Origin of the sequence: Streptomyces sp. NPDC059499 (genome assembly GCF_042749285.1) — a bacterium.
Classification (GTDB): domain Bacteria; phylum Actinomycetota; class Actinomycetes; order Streptomycetales; family Streptomycetaceae; genus Streptomyces.
Genome location: NZ_JBHYTT010000002.1, coordinates 114,285 through 128,915 on the forward strand (window position 1 = coordinate 114,285; position 14,631 = coordinate 128,915).

Annotated in this window: 12 protein-coding genes and 1 pseudogene; 2 read left to right on the forward strand and 11 right to left on the reverse strand. The window is 70.4% G+C overall.

From position 1 onward, the window contains the following. Nucleotides 1–342 precede the first annotated feature (342 nt). The 5 genes from ACFW9O_RS05740 to ACFW9O_RS05760 form a co-directional block, all read right to left on the reverse strand. Nucleotides 343–1,857, reverse strand: a complete 1,515-nt coding sequence (locus ACFW9O_RS05740; protein ID WP_384605474.1) for a methyltransferase — start codon at nucleotides 1,855–1,857, stop codon at nucleotides 343–345. A gap of 179 nt (nucleotides 1,858–2,036) precedes the next feature. Continuing rightward, nucleotides 2,037–2,687, reverse strand: coding sequence for a small secreted protein (locus ACFW9O_RS05745; RefSeq protein ID WP_351165680.1), 651 nt, complete (start codon nucleotides 2,685–2,687; stop codon nucleotides 2,037–2,039). 281 nt (nucleotides 2,688–2,968) lie between these two features. Next, nucleotides 2,969–5,401 carry a sodium-translocating pyrophosphatase gene (locus ACFW9O_RS05750; protein ID WP_384605477.1) on the reverse strand — a complete coding sequence of 811 codons (2,433 nt, stop codon included), beginning with the start codon at nucleotides 5,399–5,401 and terminating at the stop codon, nucleotides 2,969–2,971. A 268-nt stretch (nucleotides 5,402–5,669) separates the two neighbouring features. Beyond that, a complete protein-coding gene (locus ACFW9O_RS05755; protein WP_384605479.1) occupies nucleotides 5,670–6,116 on the reverse strand; it encodes an ATP-binding protein in 447 nt (148 codons plus the stop codon). A 206-nt stretch (nucleotides 6,117–6,322) separates the two neighbouring features. Next, nucleotides 6,323–6,676: an STAS domain-containing protein gene (locus ACFW9O_RS05760; protein ID WP_003967428.1), complete on the reverse strand. Its 354-nt coding sequence runs from the start codon at nucleotides 6,674–6,676 to the stop codon at nucleotides 6,323–6,325. Nucleotides 6,677–6,755: 79 nt separating this feature from the next. Between ACFW9O_RS05760 and ACFW9O_RS05765 the strand changes: the two genes are divergently transcribed. After that, nucleotides 6,756–9,248 (forward strand): DEAD/DEAH box helicase, encoded by a 2,493-nt coding sequence (locus tag ACFW9O_RS05765; RefSeq protein WP_384605482.1) that lies wholly within the window; start codon nucleotides 6,756–6,758, stop codon nucleotides 9,246–9,248. A 421-nt stretch (nucleotides 9,249–9,669) separates the two neighbouring features. On the opposite strand, the gene ACFW9O_RS05770 is transcribed toward ACFW9O_RS05765, so the two are convergent. The 6 genes and pseudogenes from ACFW9O_RS05770 to ACFW9O_RS05795 all read right to left on the reverse strand — a co-directional run. Beyond that, nucleotides 9,670–10,116, reverse strand: coding sequence for an Rv3654c family TadE-like protein (locus ACFW9O_RS05770; protein WP_384605484.1), 447 nt, complete (start codon nucleotides 10,114–10,116; stop codon nucleotides 9,670–9,672). Nucleotides 10,117–10,129: 13 nt separating this feature from the next. Continuing rightward, entirely contained in the window at nucleotides 10,130–10,564 is a 435-nt protein-coding gene (locus ACFW9O_RS05775; protein ID WP_384605487.1) for a TadE family type IV pilus minor pilin, read from the reverse strand. Then, on the reverse strand, nucleotides 10,551–10,763 hold the full coding sequence (locus ACFW9O_RS05780; RefSeq protein WP_384606606.1) for a DUF4244 domain-containing protein: 213 nt from the start codon (nucleotides 10,761–10,763) through the stop codon (nucleotides 10,551–10,553). The genes ACFW9O_RS05775 and ACFW9O_RS05780 overlap by 14 nt, the downstream gene beginning before the upstream one ends. A gap of 81 nt (nucleotides 10,764–10,844) precedes the next feature. Next, entirely contained in the window at nucleotides 10,845–11,651 is an 807-nt protein-coding gene (locus ACFW9O_RS05785) for a type II secretion system F family protein (protein ID WP_384605491.1), read from the reverse strand. Beyond that, nucleotides 11,648–12,493 (reverse strand): type II secretion system F family protein, encoded by an 846-nt coding sequence (locus ACFW9O_RS05790; RefSeq protein WP_384606608.1) that lies wholly within the window; start codon nucleotides 12,491–12,493, stop codon nucleotides 11,648–11,650. Before ACFW9O_RS05790 ends, ACFW9O_RS05785 begins: the two co-directional genes overlap by 4 nt. Before the next feature lie 23 nt (nucleotides 12,494–12,516). Next, nucleotides 12,517–13,095: pseudogene (locus ACFW9O_RS05795) on the reverse strand (ATPase, T2SS/T4P/T4SS family); the annotation flags it as partial. A 36-nt stretch (nucleotides 13,096–13,131) separates the two neighbouring features. Between ACFW9O_RS05795 and ACFW9O_RS05800 the strand changes: the two are divergent. Beyond that, the gene (locus tag ACFW9O_RS05800) at nucleotides 13,132–14,631 is read left to right on the forward strand and encodes a recombinase family protein (RefSeq protein WP_384605493.1); all 1,500 of its coding nucleotides are present in this window, start codon (nucleotides 13,132–13,134) and stop codon (nucleotides 14,629–14,631) included.

Genomic DNA, 14,631 nt, shown 5'->3' on the forward strand with positions numbered 1-14,631 from the left:
GAGCTGCCGCCCGATGACGAGAGTTGGCGAACGCGTCGGCGTTGCGCAGCAGAACAAGGGGCACCGCGAGCAGCGGTCCCCCTCCCCGAGCGCCAGGACGCGGAGGGTCACGCCAGCCAGGATGAGCGCCGGATGCTGACGAGCTGTTCACTGCGACTTGGGCCGGCCAGGAGTGTCGAGTGCCCTGGCCTCCCGCAGTCGCCTCTACCGGTCGCGCGACCCGTCGGCCCCGGTCATGTACCGGGTCGTCAGCAGCACAGCGGCGCCGCCGGTGGGCAGATCCGCGACGGTGTGCCCGCCCCGACCGGCTCGCTCCGGATCACGGGGCGTCCGCCACCGCGCTCACGCGCCGCCCCTCACCGGCTCCAGGAAGCCCTCCTCCACCAACAGCCGGATCGCCTGCGGGGTGCGGTCGCGCAGCAGCACCGGGTCCTCGGCCATGAGCTGGGCGATGGCGTCCAGGATCCTGCCCGCCGGCAGCGAGCCGTCGCACACGCCCGCGAACCCGGCCCCGACCGCGTCGACCTTGGTGGCCCGTCGCATCCCGCGGTTCTGACGCAGCACCACATGCTCGGGGTCCTCGGCGCCCGGCAGGCCGACCTGCTCCTGCACCACCTCGGCGGAGAGGGTGAAATGCGCTGCCAGCAGTGCGGCGTCGTCATGCTCACGCAGATAGTCCTGCCGGACGAAATGGGCCTCGACGGCCGGCCCGAGGGGCTGCTCCACGGAATGCGGCCACTCCTCGATCACGACCGACGGATCGCCCGCAGCTGCGGCAGCGGACTTCCTGAGCGTGATCCACCCGAACCCGACGGCCTTGGTGCTGCGGGCCTCGAACTCGTCCAGCCAGGCCTCGTACCGCTCGGCGTAGGCGGCGGGTTCCGTGCGGTGGTCGCCGCTGTCGCGCAGCCAGAGCTCGGCGTACTGCGTGATGTCCTGCACCTCGCGCTGCACGATCCAGGCATCGCAGCCCTGAGGCACCCAGGTGCGCAGCCGGTCCTGCCACTCCTCGCCCTCCACGTGCTGCCAGTTGGCGAGGAACTGCGCGTAACCGCCCTCGTTCAGACGGTCGCCGGCCTGCTGCACCAGCGTCCTGCACAGGTCGTCGCCGCCCATGCCGCCGTCGCGGTACGTCAGCCGGGCGCCGGGCGAGATGACGAAGGGCGGGTTCGAGACGATCAGGTCGTACGTCCGCGTGCCGACCGGCTCGTACAGGGAGCCCACACGCAGATCGGCCGGAGCGGCACCGGACAGGGCGAGGGTGAGCCGCGTGAATTCCAGGGCGCGGGGATTGATGTCCGTGGCCGTGACCTGGGTGGCGTGCTGGGCGGCGTGGAGCGCCTGGATGCCGGACCCCGCACCGAGATCGAGAGCGGAGGCGACGGGCCTGCGCACGGTGATCCCGGCGAGCGTGGTGGACGCCCCGCCGACTCCGAGGACGACCCCCTCCTCGTGCGAGCCGATCCCGCCCGCACCGCCGACAGCACAGCCGAGGTCGGAGACGATGAACCAGTCCTCGCCCTCGGGTCCGCCGTACGGCCGGACGTCGACGGTCGCTGTGACGAGGTCTCCCTCACGGACCACCCAGCCGTCCTCCACGCACTCCTCCAGCGGAAGCGCCGCGGCTGCCCGGGCGGCCGGGACGGGGCTCTGCAGAAGGAACAGCCGCACGAGCGTGTCGAGCGGCGAATCCCCGCGGGTGGCCCGGAGCGCCGGGACGGTCTCGCTGCGGGCGAGCGCGGCGTAGGCGGGCGCGCCGAGCCGCTCCAGGAGGCCGTCGGCGGTGAAGGCCGCGGAGATCAGGGCCTCGCGGAGCCGGGGGGTGCGGGCGGATGCGGGAAGACTGGTCGTACTCACCCGCCCATTGTGTCCGCTCCCGCCCACAACGGCAGCGGTCCGGCACCCACGAGGGGCGACCGGACCGCTGCGAAGGGCGTCCTGCGGCGGGTTCTCATCCGCGGCACGCCCCTCGCCCGTAACCGATCTCTCGCTCGGCTACGTCCTTCTTCTCTGCTCTTGCTCCGCTTCCCGCTCCGCTACGACTTCTTGCTCGCCGATGCGGAGGGCGAGGCCGACTTCGATGCCGAGGGCGAGGCAGGCTTCGCCGCCGATGCGGACGGGGCGGCCGCGGGCGGGGCGGAGGCCGTCGGCTTCTGACAGCCCTTCTGCTTCGCCATCGCGGAACCGACCTCGCCGGACTGGAGCTTCCTCAGAGCCTGGTCACCGTTGGTGCTGATCTTGTTCAGCTCGTCTGCGATGCCCTTGAGGCCGTCGGCGAACTTCGCCTGGTCCGCCGTGTCGAGTGCGTCGACCTTCGTCTTCAGGCTCGCGTAGGCCACGGAGGAGGCATTGAGCTCCTTCACGGCCTCCTGCTGCGTGGTCTCGCCGTCGTCCACGGGCGGCGGGCCCGCGGACTCCACGGCTGCGCCCAGCGCCTTGTACGCCTGCGAGATCTGCTGGAAGGCGGCCGAGTCGGTCTTCTGGACGTCGGCGGGCTTGCTGTTGTCCGCCGTCTGCTGCTGGATCGCGGCATTGGCGTTCGCGATCTTCTGCAGCTGCGGCTGGACCTGGTCGCAGACCTTCTTCGCCCAGTCGTTCACCTTGTCGTCGCCGTCATCGCTGCAGCCCGACAGCGTCAGTACGAGTACCGCACCGCCGGACAGTGCGGCTGCAAGCTTCTTGTTCACCGGATTGGGTCCCTTCCAAGGCTCTCGGCCCCGGAACTTACACGCCAAGTGGGCGACATTCTGGCGCCGGGCATCCGATGTACGTGCTTTTGCAGCCATTTGCACCAAGGAGAATGAGGGAGATACAACTCACCTGAACGCTCGGCCACTCGTGCGGACACTCCCTCGCACGAGTGGAGTCCCCGGACACGGAGGGGGGCGGACGGCACATCAGAATGCGCCGCCCGCCCATGCACTGACCAGGTGCTACCTACGCGGTCACTCGCTCTCCTCCGTGCCGCTCACGAAACAGCGGCAGGATCAGTGGACTTGGCGGGACGGCCGCCGTCGCCGTCAGATCCGTCGTCGTCACCCATGGCGATCCCGCGCCGCTTGGAGACGTAGACCGCACCGATGATGACGACGATGGCGAACACCGCCACCACCGCTCGTACTCCCGCACTCGCGTCATCGCCGTAGCTGAACTGCACCACCGCAGGGGCGATGAGGAGCGCCACCAGGTTCATCACCTTGAGGAGCGGGTTGATCGCCGGGCCCGCCGTGTCCTTGAACGGGTCGCCGACCGTGTCACCGATGACCGTCGCGGCATGGGCCTCACTGCCCTTCCCACCGTGGGTGCCGTCCTCGACGAGTTTCTTGGCGTTGTCCCACGCCCCGCCGGAGTTGGCGAGGAAGACGGCCATCAGGGTTCCGGTGGCGATCGCTCCCGCGAGATACGAGCCGAGTGCGCCGACACCCAGGGTGAACCCGACCGCGATCGGTGCCAGGACCGCGAGCAGCCCGGGGGTGGCCAGCTCGCGCAGCGCGTCCTTGGTGCAGATGTCGACTACGCGTCCGTACTCCGGCTTCTCCGTGTAGTCCATGATCCCGGGATGCTCGCGGAACTGGCGCCGTACCTCGTAGACCACGGCCCCCGCGGATCGGGAGACCGCGTTGATGGCCAGCCCCGAGAACAGGAACACGACAGCGGCGCCGAGGATCAGACCGACCAGGTTGTTGGGCTGCGAGATGTCCAGGCTCAGCCCCAACTCCCCCGTCTGGGCCCCGACATCGTCGACCGCCGTCGCGATCGCGTCGCGGTACGAGCCGAAGAGCGCCGAAGCCGCCAGCACCGCGGTGGCGATCGCGATGCCCTTGGTGATGGCCTTGGTGGTGTTGCCGACGGCGTCCAGGTCGGTGAGGACCTGGGCCCCGGCACCGGTGACGTCGCCCGACATCTCGGCGATGCCCTGAGCGTTGTCGGAGACCGGGCCGAAGGTGTCCATCGCCACGATGACACCCACGGTGGTGAGGAGACCGGTCCCCGCGAGGGCCACCGCGAAGAGCGCCAGCATGATCGATGTCCCACCGAGCAGGAACGCCCCGTAGACACCGAGACCGATCAGGAGCGCGGTGTAGACGGCGGACTCCAGGCCGATGGAGATGCCGGCGAGAATCACGGTCGCCGGGCCGGTCAGGGACGACTTCCCGATGTCCCGGACAGGGCGGCGGTTGGTCTCGGTGAAGTAGCCCGTGAGCTGCTGGATCAGTGCGGCGAGCACGATGCCGATGGCGACCGCGACCAGAGCGAAGACCCGTGGGTCGCCGCCGTGCGAGGTGATCGCACTGTCGGTGACCCCGTCCAGGTCCGCGTACGAGGACGGCAGGTACACGAAGACCGCCACCGCGACGAGGGCCAGTGAGATCACCGCGGAGATGAAGAATCCGCGGTTGATGGCCGTCATCCCGCTGCGGTCGGCTCGCCGCGGGGCGACCGCGAAGATCCCGATCATCGCGGTGACCACGCCGATCGCCGGAACGATCAGCGGAAAGGCCAGCCCGGCATCGCCGAAGGCCGCCTTGCCGAGGATGAGTGCGGCGACGAGCGTCACCGCGTACGACTCGAAGAGGTCGGCGGCCATCCCCGCGCAGTCACCGACGTTGTCGCCCACGTTGTCCGCGATGGTGGCGGCGTTGCGCGGATCGTCCTCGGGAATGCCCTGCTCGACCTTGCCCACGAGGTCGGCACCCACGTCGGCGGCCTTGGTGAAGATGCCACCACCGACCCTCATGAACATGGCGATCAACGCCGCGCCGAGGCCGAATCCCTCCAGCACCTTGGGCGCGTCGGCGGCGTAGACGAGGACGACACAGGAGGCGCCGAGCAGACCTAGGCCCACCGTGATCATGCCGACCACACCGCCCGTACGGAAAGCGATCTTCATCGCTTTGTGCGAGACAACGGTGAGATCCTTTTCCGGTTCACCCTCCGCCGGAGTCGCCTCACGCGCGGCGGCGGCGACACGCACATTGCTGCGCACGGCGAGCCGCATACCGATGTATCCGGTGGCCGCCGAGAAAAGCGCCCCCACCAGGAAGAACAACGAGCGGCCTGCACGCTGTGACCAGTTGTCGGCCGGCAGCAGCAGAAGCAGGAAGAACACGACGACGGCAAAGATGCCGACGGTACGCAGTTGCCGGGCCAGATAGGCGTTCGCGCCCTCCTGGACGGCCGCCGCGATCTCCTTCATCCGGTCGGTGCCCTCACTTGCCGCCAGGACCTGGCGAACCAGCAGCTGGGCCACGACCAGTGCGGCGAGGGCAACGACCGCGATGACGACGACGATCAGCCGGTTGTCATCGGTGAGAACCGCGGCTGCGAGTGAAGTGGGCCGGCCGGAAGGTACGGAAACGTGCGTCAGTTCTGCGAGTGGGGTGTTGAAGAACTCCGCCATACGTCCTCCTTGACGCTCAGCGCTCAAGACGTGGACGGATTGTAGGGAGCAGAACCGGATCAAAACAGTGGGTGGTCAATGAAATCGGCTACCGCCCACCCAATGACAAATGATCTCTTCCGGGATTACACCCGAATGCAGTAATGGGACAGTCGCATGGCAACCGTCGGGAATTCATAGATCATCGATCAAGCGCACATGAAAAAGGCCCTGCTCAGCAGGGCCGGAAATTCGTGATCACACATCCCGCAGGTGGACGCGGCAACCCTCAGGGAAGCACGACCGCCGACGCCGTCGGCCACGTCATACGGATCACTCCGCCGTCCGCGCCCGAACGGACTTCCACGTCGTCGACCAGCCCGCTGATGACGGCGAGACCCATTTCGTCCTCGACATCGGCTTCCGGCTCGTCGAGTCCCCCGGCTGCGCCGTTCGCTCCCGCCGGCGAGGTGTCACTGCCGGGGCCGGGGACTCCGTCGCCGACCTCGATGGAGAACGCCTTCTCGTCCTCGGTCAGCACGACGGTGACCGGAGCGGCGATGTCATGACTGCGGTGCAGCCCGACAGCGCGACTGCACGCCTCGCCGACGGCGAGTCTGACCTCGTCGAGCACCGCCTCGTCCACGCCGGCCCTGCGTGCCACGGCGGCTGCCACGAGGCGGGCCGTCCTGACGTGTTCGGGCTGAGCGCTGAAGCGGAGTTCAACGGTTGGCATGCCATCCCCCTCAAACGTACGGGCGTGCTTCTCAGGGGCCCGGGCGTGGCGCCCGGTACCCCTGCTCTCAAATCTCCACCGGAAACCGACGAAGCCGACAGTCGACCAAAGGGGTCGACCGCCTGCTCCTGGCGGCCCGTATGCTGCCGCCTGCCGGTCTGTCACAACCTGCCGACCGACCGAAGAACGGCCGGCCTGCGCCGACGTCAGTCGGTGGCCGCGACAGCCTCGTCGACCGTGGTGTGAATGGGAAACACCTTGGTCAGACCGGTGATCCGGAAGATCTTGAGAATGCGCTCCTGGTTGCACACCAGTCGCAGCGAGCCCTCATGGGCCCGGACACGCTTCAAGCCGCCCACGAGCACGCCGAGGCCGGTGGAGTCGAGGAAATCGACACCTTCCATGTCGACAACCAGGTGGTAGCTGCCGTCATTCACCAACTCGACCAACTGCTCGCGCAGCTTGGGCGCGGTATACACATCAATCTCGCCACCGACCTCGACGACCGTACGGTCGCCACCAGGGCCGGACACATTGCGAGTCGACAGGGACAGGTCCACGGATCCTCCAGCACCTTGCTATCGAGCGGTCGCCCCTCAGTCTCCCCGACGGAGGCCAGGGGACGGATCGCCAGCCGCGATGGCATTCAATCACTTACCAGCAGCCATGCACGACGCCTTGGGACCATTGTCCGTCACGCCAGTGACACACTCGATGCCGATGGCCAAGAATCACCGTCCCAGTCGACCGCCGGAGAACGGGGGTTCCCGCCCCTCTCCCGACATGGTCCTCGACCGGCTCGCCGCAGGGGCGGGCCGGGCTGCGCGCATCACTCATACGGAGCACTTGCCCCCGCGCACGGGAACCCATGCCATCTGGCCGGATCGCATCCGGCCAGAAGTGATCGCGGCAATTGCCCGGGCCGGAATCGACCATCCGTGGGCGCACCAGGCCGCCGCCGCCGAGTACGCCCTCGACGGCGAATCCGTCGTGATCGCCACCGGAACCGCGTCCGGCAAGTCCCTCGCCTACCTCGCCCCGGTCATGAGCACCCTCCTCGACGGCTCACAGGCCCCGAACGGCCGAGGCACCACCGCCCTGTACCTCGCGCCCACCAAGGCCCTCGCAGCCGACCAGCGACGCTCGGTGAAGGCGCTCGCCGCACCGCTCGGCACCGCGGTCCGCCCGGCCGTCTACGACGGAGACACGCCGGTGGAAGAACGCGAATGGGTGCGCCAGTACGCCAATTACGTCCTGACGAACCCCGACATGCTGCACCGCGGAATACTTCCCTCCCACCCCCGCTGGGCCTCCTTCCTGCGCGCCCTGCGCTTCGTCGTCATCGACGAATGCCACACCTACCGGGGCGTGTTCGGGTCCCACGTCGCCCAGGTACTACGCCGTCTGCGCCGCCTGTGCGCCCGCTACGGCTCCGATCCGGTCTTCCTGCTCGCCTCCGCCACCGCGGCCCAGCCCTCGGTCGCTGCGGGCCGCCTCACGGGCCTGCCCGTCAAGGAGGTCGCCGACGACGCCTCGCCGCGTGGCGAGACGGTCTTCGCCCTCTGGGAGCCGCCACTGACGGAGCTGCACGGCGAGAAGGGGGCTCCCGTGCGCCGTACCGCCACCGCCGAGACCGCCGAGATCCTGACCGATCTGACCCTCCAGGGAGTCCGCTCGGTCGCCTTCGTACGCTCCCGGCGCGGCGCCGAGCTCATCTCCGTCATCGCCAAGGAACGCCTGGCCGAGGTGGACCGCTCCCTGCCGAAGCGAATCGCCGCCTACCGCGGCGGCTACCTGCCCGAGGAGCGCCGCGCCCTGGAGCGCGCGCTGCACTCCGGGGAGCTGCTCGGACTGGCCGCCACCACGGCCCTGGAGCTCGGCATCGACGTCTCGGGCCTGGATGCCGTCGTCATCGCCGGATATCCGGGCACCAGGGCGTCCCTGTGGCAACAGGCCGGGCGTGCCGGACGCGCCGGCCAGGGCGCCCTGGCCATCCTCGTCGCCAGGGACGACCCGCTGGACACATTCCTCGTCCATCACCCCGAGGCCCTGTTCCAGCAGCCCGTGGAGTCGACGGTCCTCGACCCGGACAATCCGTACGTCCTCGCCCCGCACCTCTGTGCCGCGGCCTCGGAGCTCCCGCTCACCGAAGCCGACATCGCCCTCTTCGGCCCCGCGGTTCCCGACCTGCTCCCGCAGCTGGAGACGGCGAAGCTGCTGCGCAGACGGGCGGCGGGCTGGCACTGGACCCGCCGCGAAAGGGCCGCCGACCTCACCGACATCCGCGGCGGCGGAGGTCGCCCTGTCCAGATCGTCGAGGAAGGGACCGGACGGCTGCTGGGCACCGTCGACGAATCGGCCGCACACACCGCGGTCCACGAGGGCGCCGTCCACCTCCACCAAGGCCGCACCTACCTGGTCCGGAAACTGGATCTGGAGGACTCGGTGGCCCTCGTCGAGGAAGCCGTCCCGCCGTACTCGACCACCGCCCGCGACACCACCGCCATCGCCGTGCTGGAGACCGACACCGAGATCCCGTGGGGGGACGGACGGCTCTGCTTCGGCTCGGTCGAGGTCACCAACCAGGTCGTCTCCTTCCTGCGTCGCAGGGTGATCACGGGAGAGGTCCTCGGCGAGACGAAGCTCGACCTGCCACCGCGCACGCTGCGCACGCGTGCCGTGTGGTGGACGGTCACCGAGGATCAGCTCGACGCGGCCAGGATCAATCCCGAGATCCTCGGTGGCGCCCTGCATGCCGCCGAACACGCTTCGATCGGAATGCTGCCGCTCTTCGCCACATGCGACCGCTGGGACATCGGCGGTGTCTCCGTGCCGCTACACCCGGACACGCTGCTGCCTACCGTCTTCGTGTACGACGGCCACCCGGGCGGCGCCGGATTCGCCGAACGGGCCTTCCACACCGCCCGCACGTGGCTGACGGCGACCCGCCAGGCCATCGCTTCCTGCGAGTGCGAGGCGGGCTGCCCCTCCTGCATCCAGTCCCCCAAGTGCGGCAACGGCAACGAACCGCTCCACAAACGGGGCGCCGTTCGCCTGCTCACCGAACTCCTCAGAACCGCGCCCCCGGACCCCGGAGAGAACCGTCCCGAGACGAACCCCGCCGAAGGCTAGACACCGCACGACTGTCCGGACCGGCGGCGCGGGGCAGAGCCGACGTCGCGGGGCGGAGCCGATGTCGCGGGGCGGAGCCGATGTCGCGGGGCGGAAGCTCAGGTCTGCAGGGCTGACCAGATCCGCAGGGCCGGGGCCGGCTTCGCAGGCCGGGCAACAGGTCCGCAGGGCAGCCCCGGGCGGTGCCCTGGGCCGGTGCCGGGTTGCCGGGCGTGTTCCCCGGGCCGGTGGGGGCCGAGCCGGTGCCGGGTGCCCGGGCAGGTACCCCGGGCTGGTGGGGCGAGGCCGAACCGGTGCGGCAGGCACCTGCCGGAACAGCAAGCCCCTGCCGGTGCCGCAGAGCGGGCCGGTGTCCCAGACCCAGTCGGCTTCGTTTCCCCAGCCGACGTTCGGCGTGGCGGGCGGCGGCAAAGGGCTGGTCTTACGGCAGTGGCGTGGCGGACAGCGGTGGCGGCATCGGTGGCGTGGCGGGCAGCGGTGGTGGGTCGGACGGCCCGGTCACCGGTGGCCCCGCTCGGGACCTGACCTGCGGCGTATACGGCCCGAAGCCCACGCGGGCCGTCACATCGGCAATCTCGCCCAGGATCGCGCACCGCACCACCTCCGCCCCCTGTGCGTCCGCTACACGTCTCGCCGCCCCGCACGCCTCCGATGCGCCGCCCAGCGCGCGGTCTGCCGCAGCGAGGGCCGCCAGGTCCGCCGCACCGGCCGCCTTGTGGCGGGCAGCCACGGCCTGCCCCAGCGCAAGCACCACCGCGAACACCGCGCACAGTGTCGCCGTCGTCATGGCAACCCACACCGTCGCCAGCCCTTGGTCCCCCGGCCTGGCCCCCTTCCCCGGCCCGCGCCCCTTCCCGACCCCTTTCACGACTCTGTCCCTTTCACGACTCCGCTCCCGCCTGCTCGGCCCCCACCATGTCCTCGGCCGACGCAACCGCAACCGCGCTCAACGTCAGAGCAAGCGGCCCCGGTCCTGGCGTCGGGGCCTCCACCCGAACCCGCCACAGCCCCCCGGTCCGCTGCACCGCGACCCGCGCCCTGCCCGGAGCCGCCTCCCGTGCCGCGGCGAGCACCGCTGCCTCCGGCTCCGAACGTGCCGCCGCACGCGCCCCGGCCCGTGCGGCGTCCACACATCGGATCTGCTCCGCCGCCGCAACCAGTGCCCACACCAGAGCCAGGGCGAACGCCACCAGTACGGGGATGGCCATCGCCGCCTCCGCCGTCACAGCGCCCCGATCCCGATCCCAATGCCGGCCCCGATGCCGGCCCCCGTCCCTGGGTCGGCTCACCTTCCGGGCCGTCTCAGAACTTCGCATCGAGCGCGTCCTTGACCAGCGACTGCATCGCCGACAGAACAGGCCCGCTGGTGACCACCTTGTAGAGCACCGCCGCGAACGCGCAGGCCGCGATGGTTCCCACCGCGTACTCGGACGTAGTCATCCCTCGGTCCTGTCGGTGGGATCGGACAAACCTGTCCATCCACACACGGCGCACCGCGCTCAGTGCTCGTCCCATGGCGTTCTTTCCCATCTCGACCCCCGTTGATCTTCGAATTGGTTCAGAGCGGGTGCCCGGTCGGGGCACCCGCGACTTCTGTCAGTTGCCGTGCAGCAGGCTCGTCGCAAGCCCGATCACCACCGGCGCAACCCCCACCGCCAGAAAGGCGGGCAGGAAGCAGAGCCCGACGGGTGCGGTGATCAACACACCCGCACGCTGGGCACGTGCCACGGCGGCACTCGCCCGCTCGGCGCGCATCTCGTCGGCCAGCCGGGAGACCGACGCCGCTGCCGGAGCCCCCGTCTCCCCGGCCCGTTCCAGACAACGGGCCAGTGGACCGGCGCCCGGTATCGCTCCGAACCGCCCCCACGCATCGGCTGGTTCGCCCCCGAGCCGGATCTCAGCCGCCGTACGGGCCAGCCGATCACCGACCGGACCGCCCATGGATTCCCCCACAGCCTCCGCCGCCTCCCGCGGACCAGCACCCGCCGAGATGCAGGCCGCCAACAGATCGGCAGCCAGGGGTAATTGCCGGTTCACTACCGCGGCCTCCGCCGCTTCCTGGGCACCGGTCTCGCGCCCTTGCGCGGAACGCTGCCACCGCCACACCCCGTACGCCGCGGCCAGACCGGTCCCCCAACCTGCCGGCCCGCCGACAAGGATCCAGCCGGTCGCCCAGACGCCCAGGAGCATTGCCCACTCCGCGGCACGGCTCCTGCCCCTCACTCGCCGCAACCGCCACACCCGCCACGGAGTTCCGGAGCCAACGGCCAACAACAACGCACCCCGTGCGCGAATCGCCCGCTCCCGCCGCCTTCCGGTAAGGGCCAGGGCCGCATACACAGCCGCACCCAGAACCGCTCCGGCCACACCGAGCCGGTGAACCTCCTCGGGGAGGCCGCTCACGGCGCCTCCCCGGCCCGGACGATCCGCCCCGCCCAGAACAGCCCCGCGGCCTCCAGCAGGCCTCCTGTCACCAGGCAGGCCAGCCCTCCCGGGCTGTGCAGCAGCACCCTCAGCGGGTCCGCACCGAGAGCCGCCCCCAGGCCCAGGCCCACCACCGGCAGCAAGGCCAGCACGACGACCGTCGACCACGCGCCCGCCAGCTGCGCCCGTAACTCCTCCCGCCGACGCCGCTCGGCCCTCAGGGCCCCTTCCACGCGGTCCAGACCGGCGGCGAGACCCGCCCCGCCGTCGACCGCCACCCGCCAGCAGGCCGCCACCCCCGCGAGCCCGTCCAGGCCCGGCCCGGCCGACGCCTGACGCAATGCGCCCGGCACATCGCCGCCGAACCGCGCAGCCGCCAGCACCGCGGCCTCGGCCGTGCCCAAAGCCCCCGCGTTCCGCCCGGCAGCGAGTAACGCCTGCCCCGGCTCCCGCCCTGCCCGCAGCTCACCCACCACTGCACCGCAGAGCGCCGCCACCGCTTCGGCCGACCGCTCCTGCTCACCCCGCAACGCCCGCCGCCGCAGCCATCGCCGCACCAGAGGCACCGCCACGGCCCCCGCGAGCAGGGGCAGCGCCGACTCGCCAAACACCGCGAGAAACACCGCTACAGGGGCACACAGCCATTCGCGTCGTGGGTCGAAGTGCGTCCGGGCCATGGCCCAAACGGCCCGGAGCCCTTGCCGATGCGGCCCTCCTGGCCCGAACAATGCCCGCGCCCGCCGCACGCCCGGATCCCGTATCACCGTCAACCCGCATGCCAGGCCCGCGCAGATGGCCATGATCACTGCCAGCGCCTGCATCAGGGAATCCGGAGCGGCAGTTGTCACAGCGCACCCCCGACCAGCGACCCGAGCTGCTCCCAGCCGCGGTCCCGGACGAATCCATCAGCGCCCCAACGCAGCGCGGGTACGGTGACCACGAGCCCTGCCGGATCCCGCTCCAGCACGTGCACTTCGGCGAGCTTCCGCTGCCCCGCTCGGTCCCGTACGAGATGAAGCACCACGGACAGCGCGGCAGCCAACTGGCTGTGCAGCGCCGCCCGGTCGAGCCCGGCGGCAGTCCCCAGGGCTTCCAGGCGGGCCGGGACGTGCTCCGCAGCGTTGGCGTGCACTGTGCCGCATCCGCCTTCGTGTCCGGTGTTCAACGCGGCCAGCAGTTCCGTCACTTCGGCGCCTCGTACCTCTCCCACCACCAGCCGGTCGGGGCGCATGCGCAACGCCTGGCGGACCAGGTCCCGCAGCGCCACCCGCCCCGCCCCTTCCTGATTGGCGGGGCGCGACTCCAGACGCACCACATGCGGGTGGTCCGGGCGCAGTTCCGCCGAATCCTCGGCGAGCACGATGCGTTCCCGCTCCCCGACCGCGCCCAGCAGGCTCGACAACAAGGTCGTCTTCCCGAACCCATGACAAAGACACCTCTCTTGACGGACACTCGGGTCATGAGCCCCACACTTCGCGCCGCCATCGACACCGCCGCAGGTGGCCGACAGCGCGCCGTCATCTACTGCCGCATCAGCCAGGACCGCACCGGCGCCAACCTCGGCGTCGACCGGCAGCGCGAGGACTGCGAGGCGCTCGCCGATCGGAACGGCTGGGACGTCGTCGAGGTGTACGTCGACAACGACGTATCAGCGTTCTCCGGGAAACTCCGCAAGGACTACCGGCGCATGCTCGCCGACCTCGAACTCGGCACCGCCACGATCGTGATCGCGTGGCACACCGACCGGCTCCACCGCTCCCCCACTGAGTTGGAGGAGTACATCGACCTGTCCGAGCGGCGCGGCGTATCCACGCACACCTGCCAGGCAGGATCGATCGACCTGTCCTCGCCGTCCGGCCGGATGACCGCCCGCATCCTCGGCGCCGTCGCCCGCCAGGAGTCGGAGCACAAGGGGCACCGTGTCGCCGCGGCCCGCCGGCAGAAGGCGAAGGCCGGACTCTGGTCCGGCGGCTTGCGCCCGTTCGGGTGGGGAGTGCCCACCGGCGAGACGAAGAAGAAGACCGTGAAGGGCACGGGCGAGGAGATCGACGTGCCCGTCCTCGACATGAACAAGCTGGTGCCCGAGGAGGCTGCGGCGCTCGAGGCCGGTACGGATCAGATCCTGGCTGGCGGATCGGTCCGGGGCTGGGTGCGGTGGCTCGCCGACAAGGGGCTGACGTCCAGCACGGGCAAGCCGATCGACCACCAGTCGGCGCGTGATCTGCTGCTGCGCCCAAGGAACGCCGGAATCGCCGTCTACCAGGGCGAGGAGATCGGTCGTGGACTCTGGGAGCCCGCAGTCGACGAGGCGCGCTTCAGGGCCGTTGTGGCGATCCTGACGAACCCGTCACGGCTGACGTCACCCGGGCCGACACCGAAGTGGTTCGGCTCGCTGATCTACCTGTGCGGTCACCGCGGGTGCAACCGGCCGGTGACGTGCACCCGGACTGGTGGCGGGAACCACCCGAGCTACCGGTGCCCCGACCAGCACGGTGGCGGGCGGAAGGCCGAGACTCTCGACGCGTACATCCAGGACCTGCTCGTCGAGCGGCTGTCACGCGACGACGCGGGCGAGCTCCTCGAACCGGCCGCGGACGGAGTCGACGTCGCCGGACTGCAGGTGGAGAGCGAGCAGATCCGCCGGCGGCTCACCGACCTGGCGAGCATGTTCGGTGCGGGGCAGATCGACATGGCCCAGTTCACCGAAGGGTCGGACACGGCGCGCGCCCAGCTCGAAGGCGTCACCAGCCAGCTGGCCCGGGCCACGGTGAAGGATCCACTCGTCGGCCTGGTCGGCGTACCCGATGTACGCAAGGCGTGGGACGCGCTCGACCTCGACCGCCGGCGGACGGTCCTGCGGTCCCTGCTGAAGGTGGTCCTGCACAAGCCCCGCCCCGGCCGCATGCCCGACGGCGGGTACTTCGACTACGAAGCGATCGAGACGCGGTGGAAGAGGTAG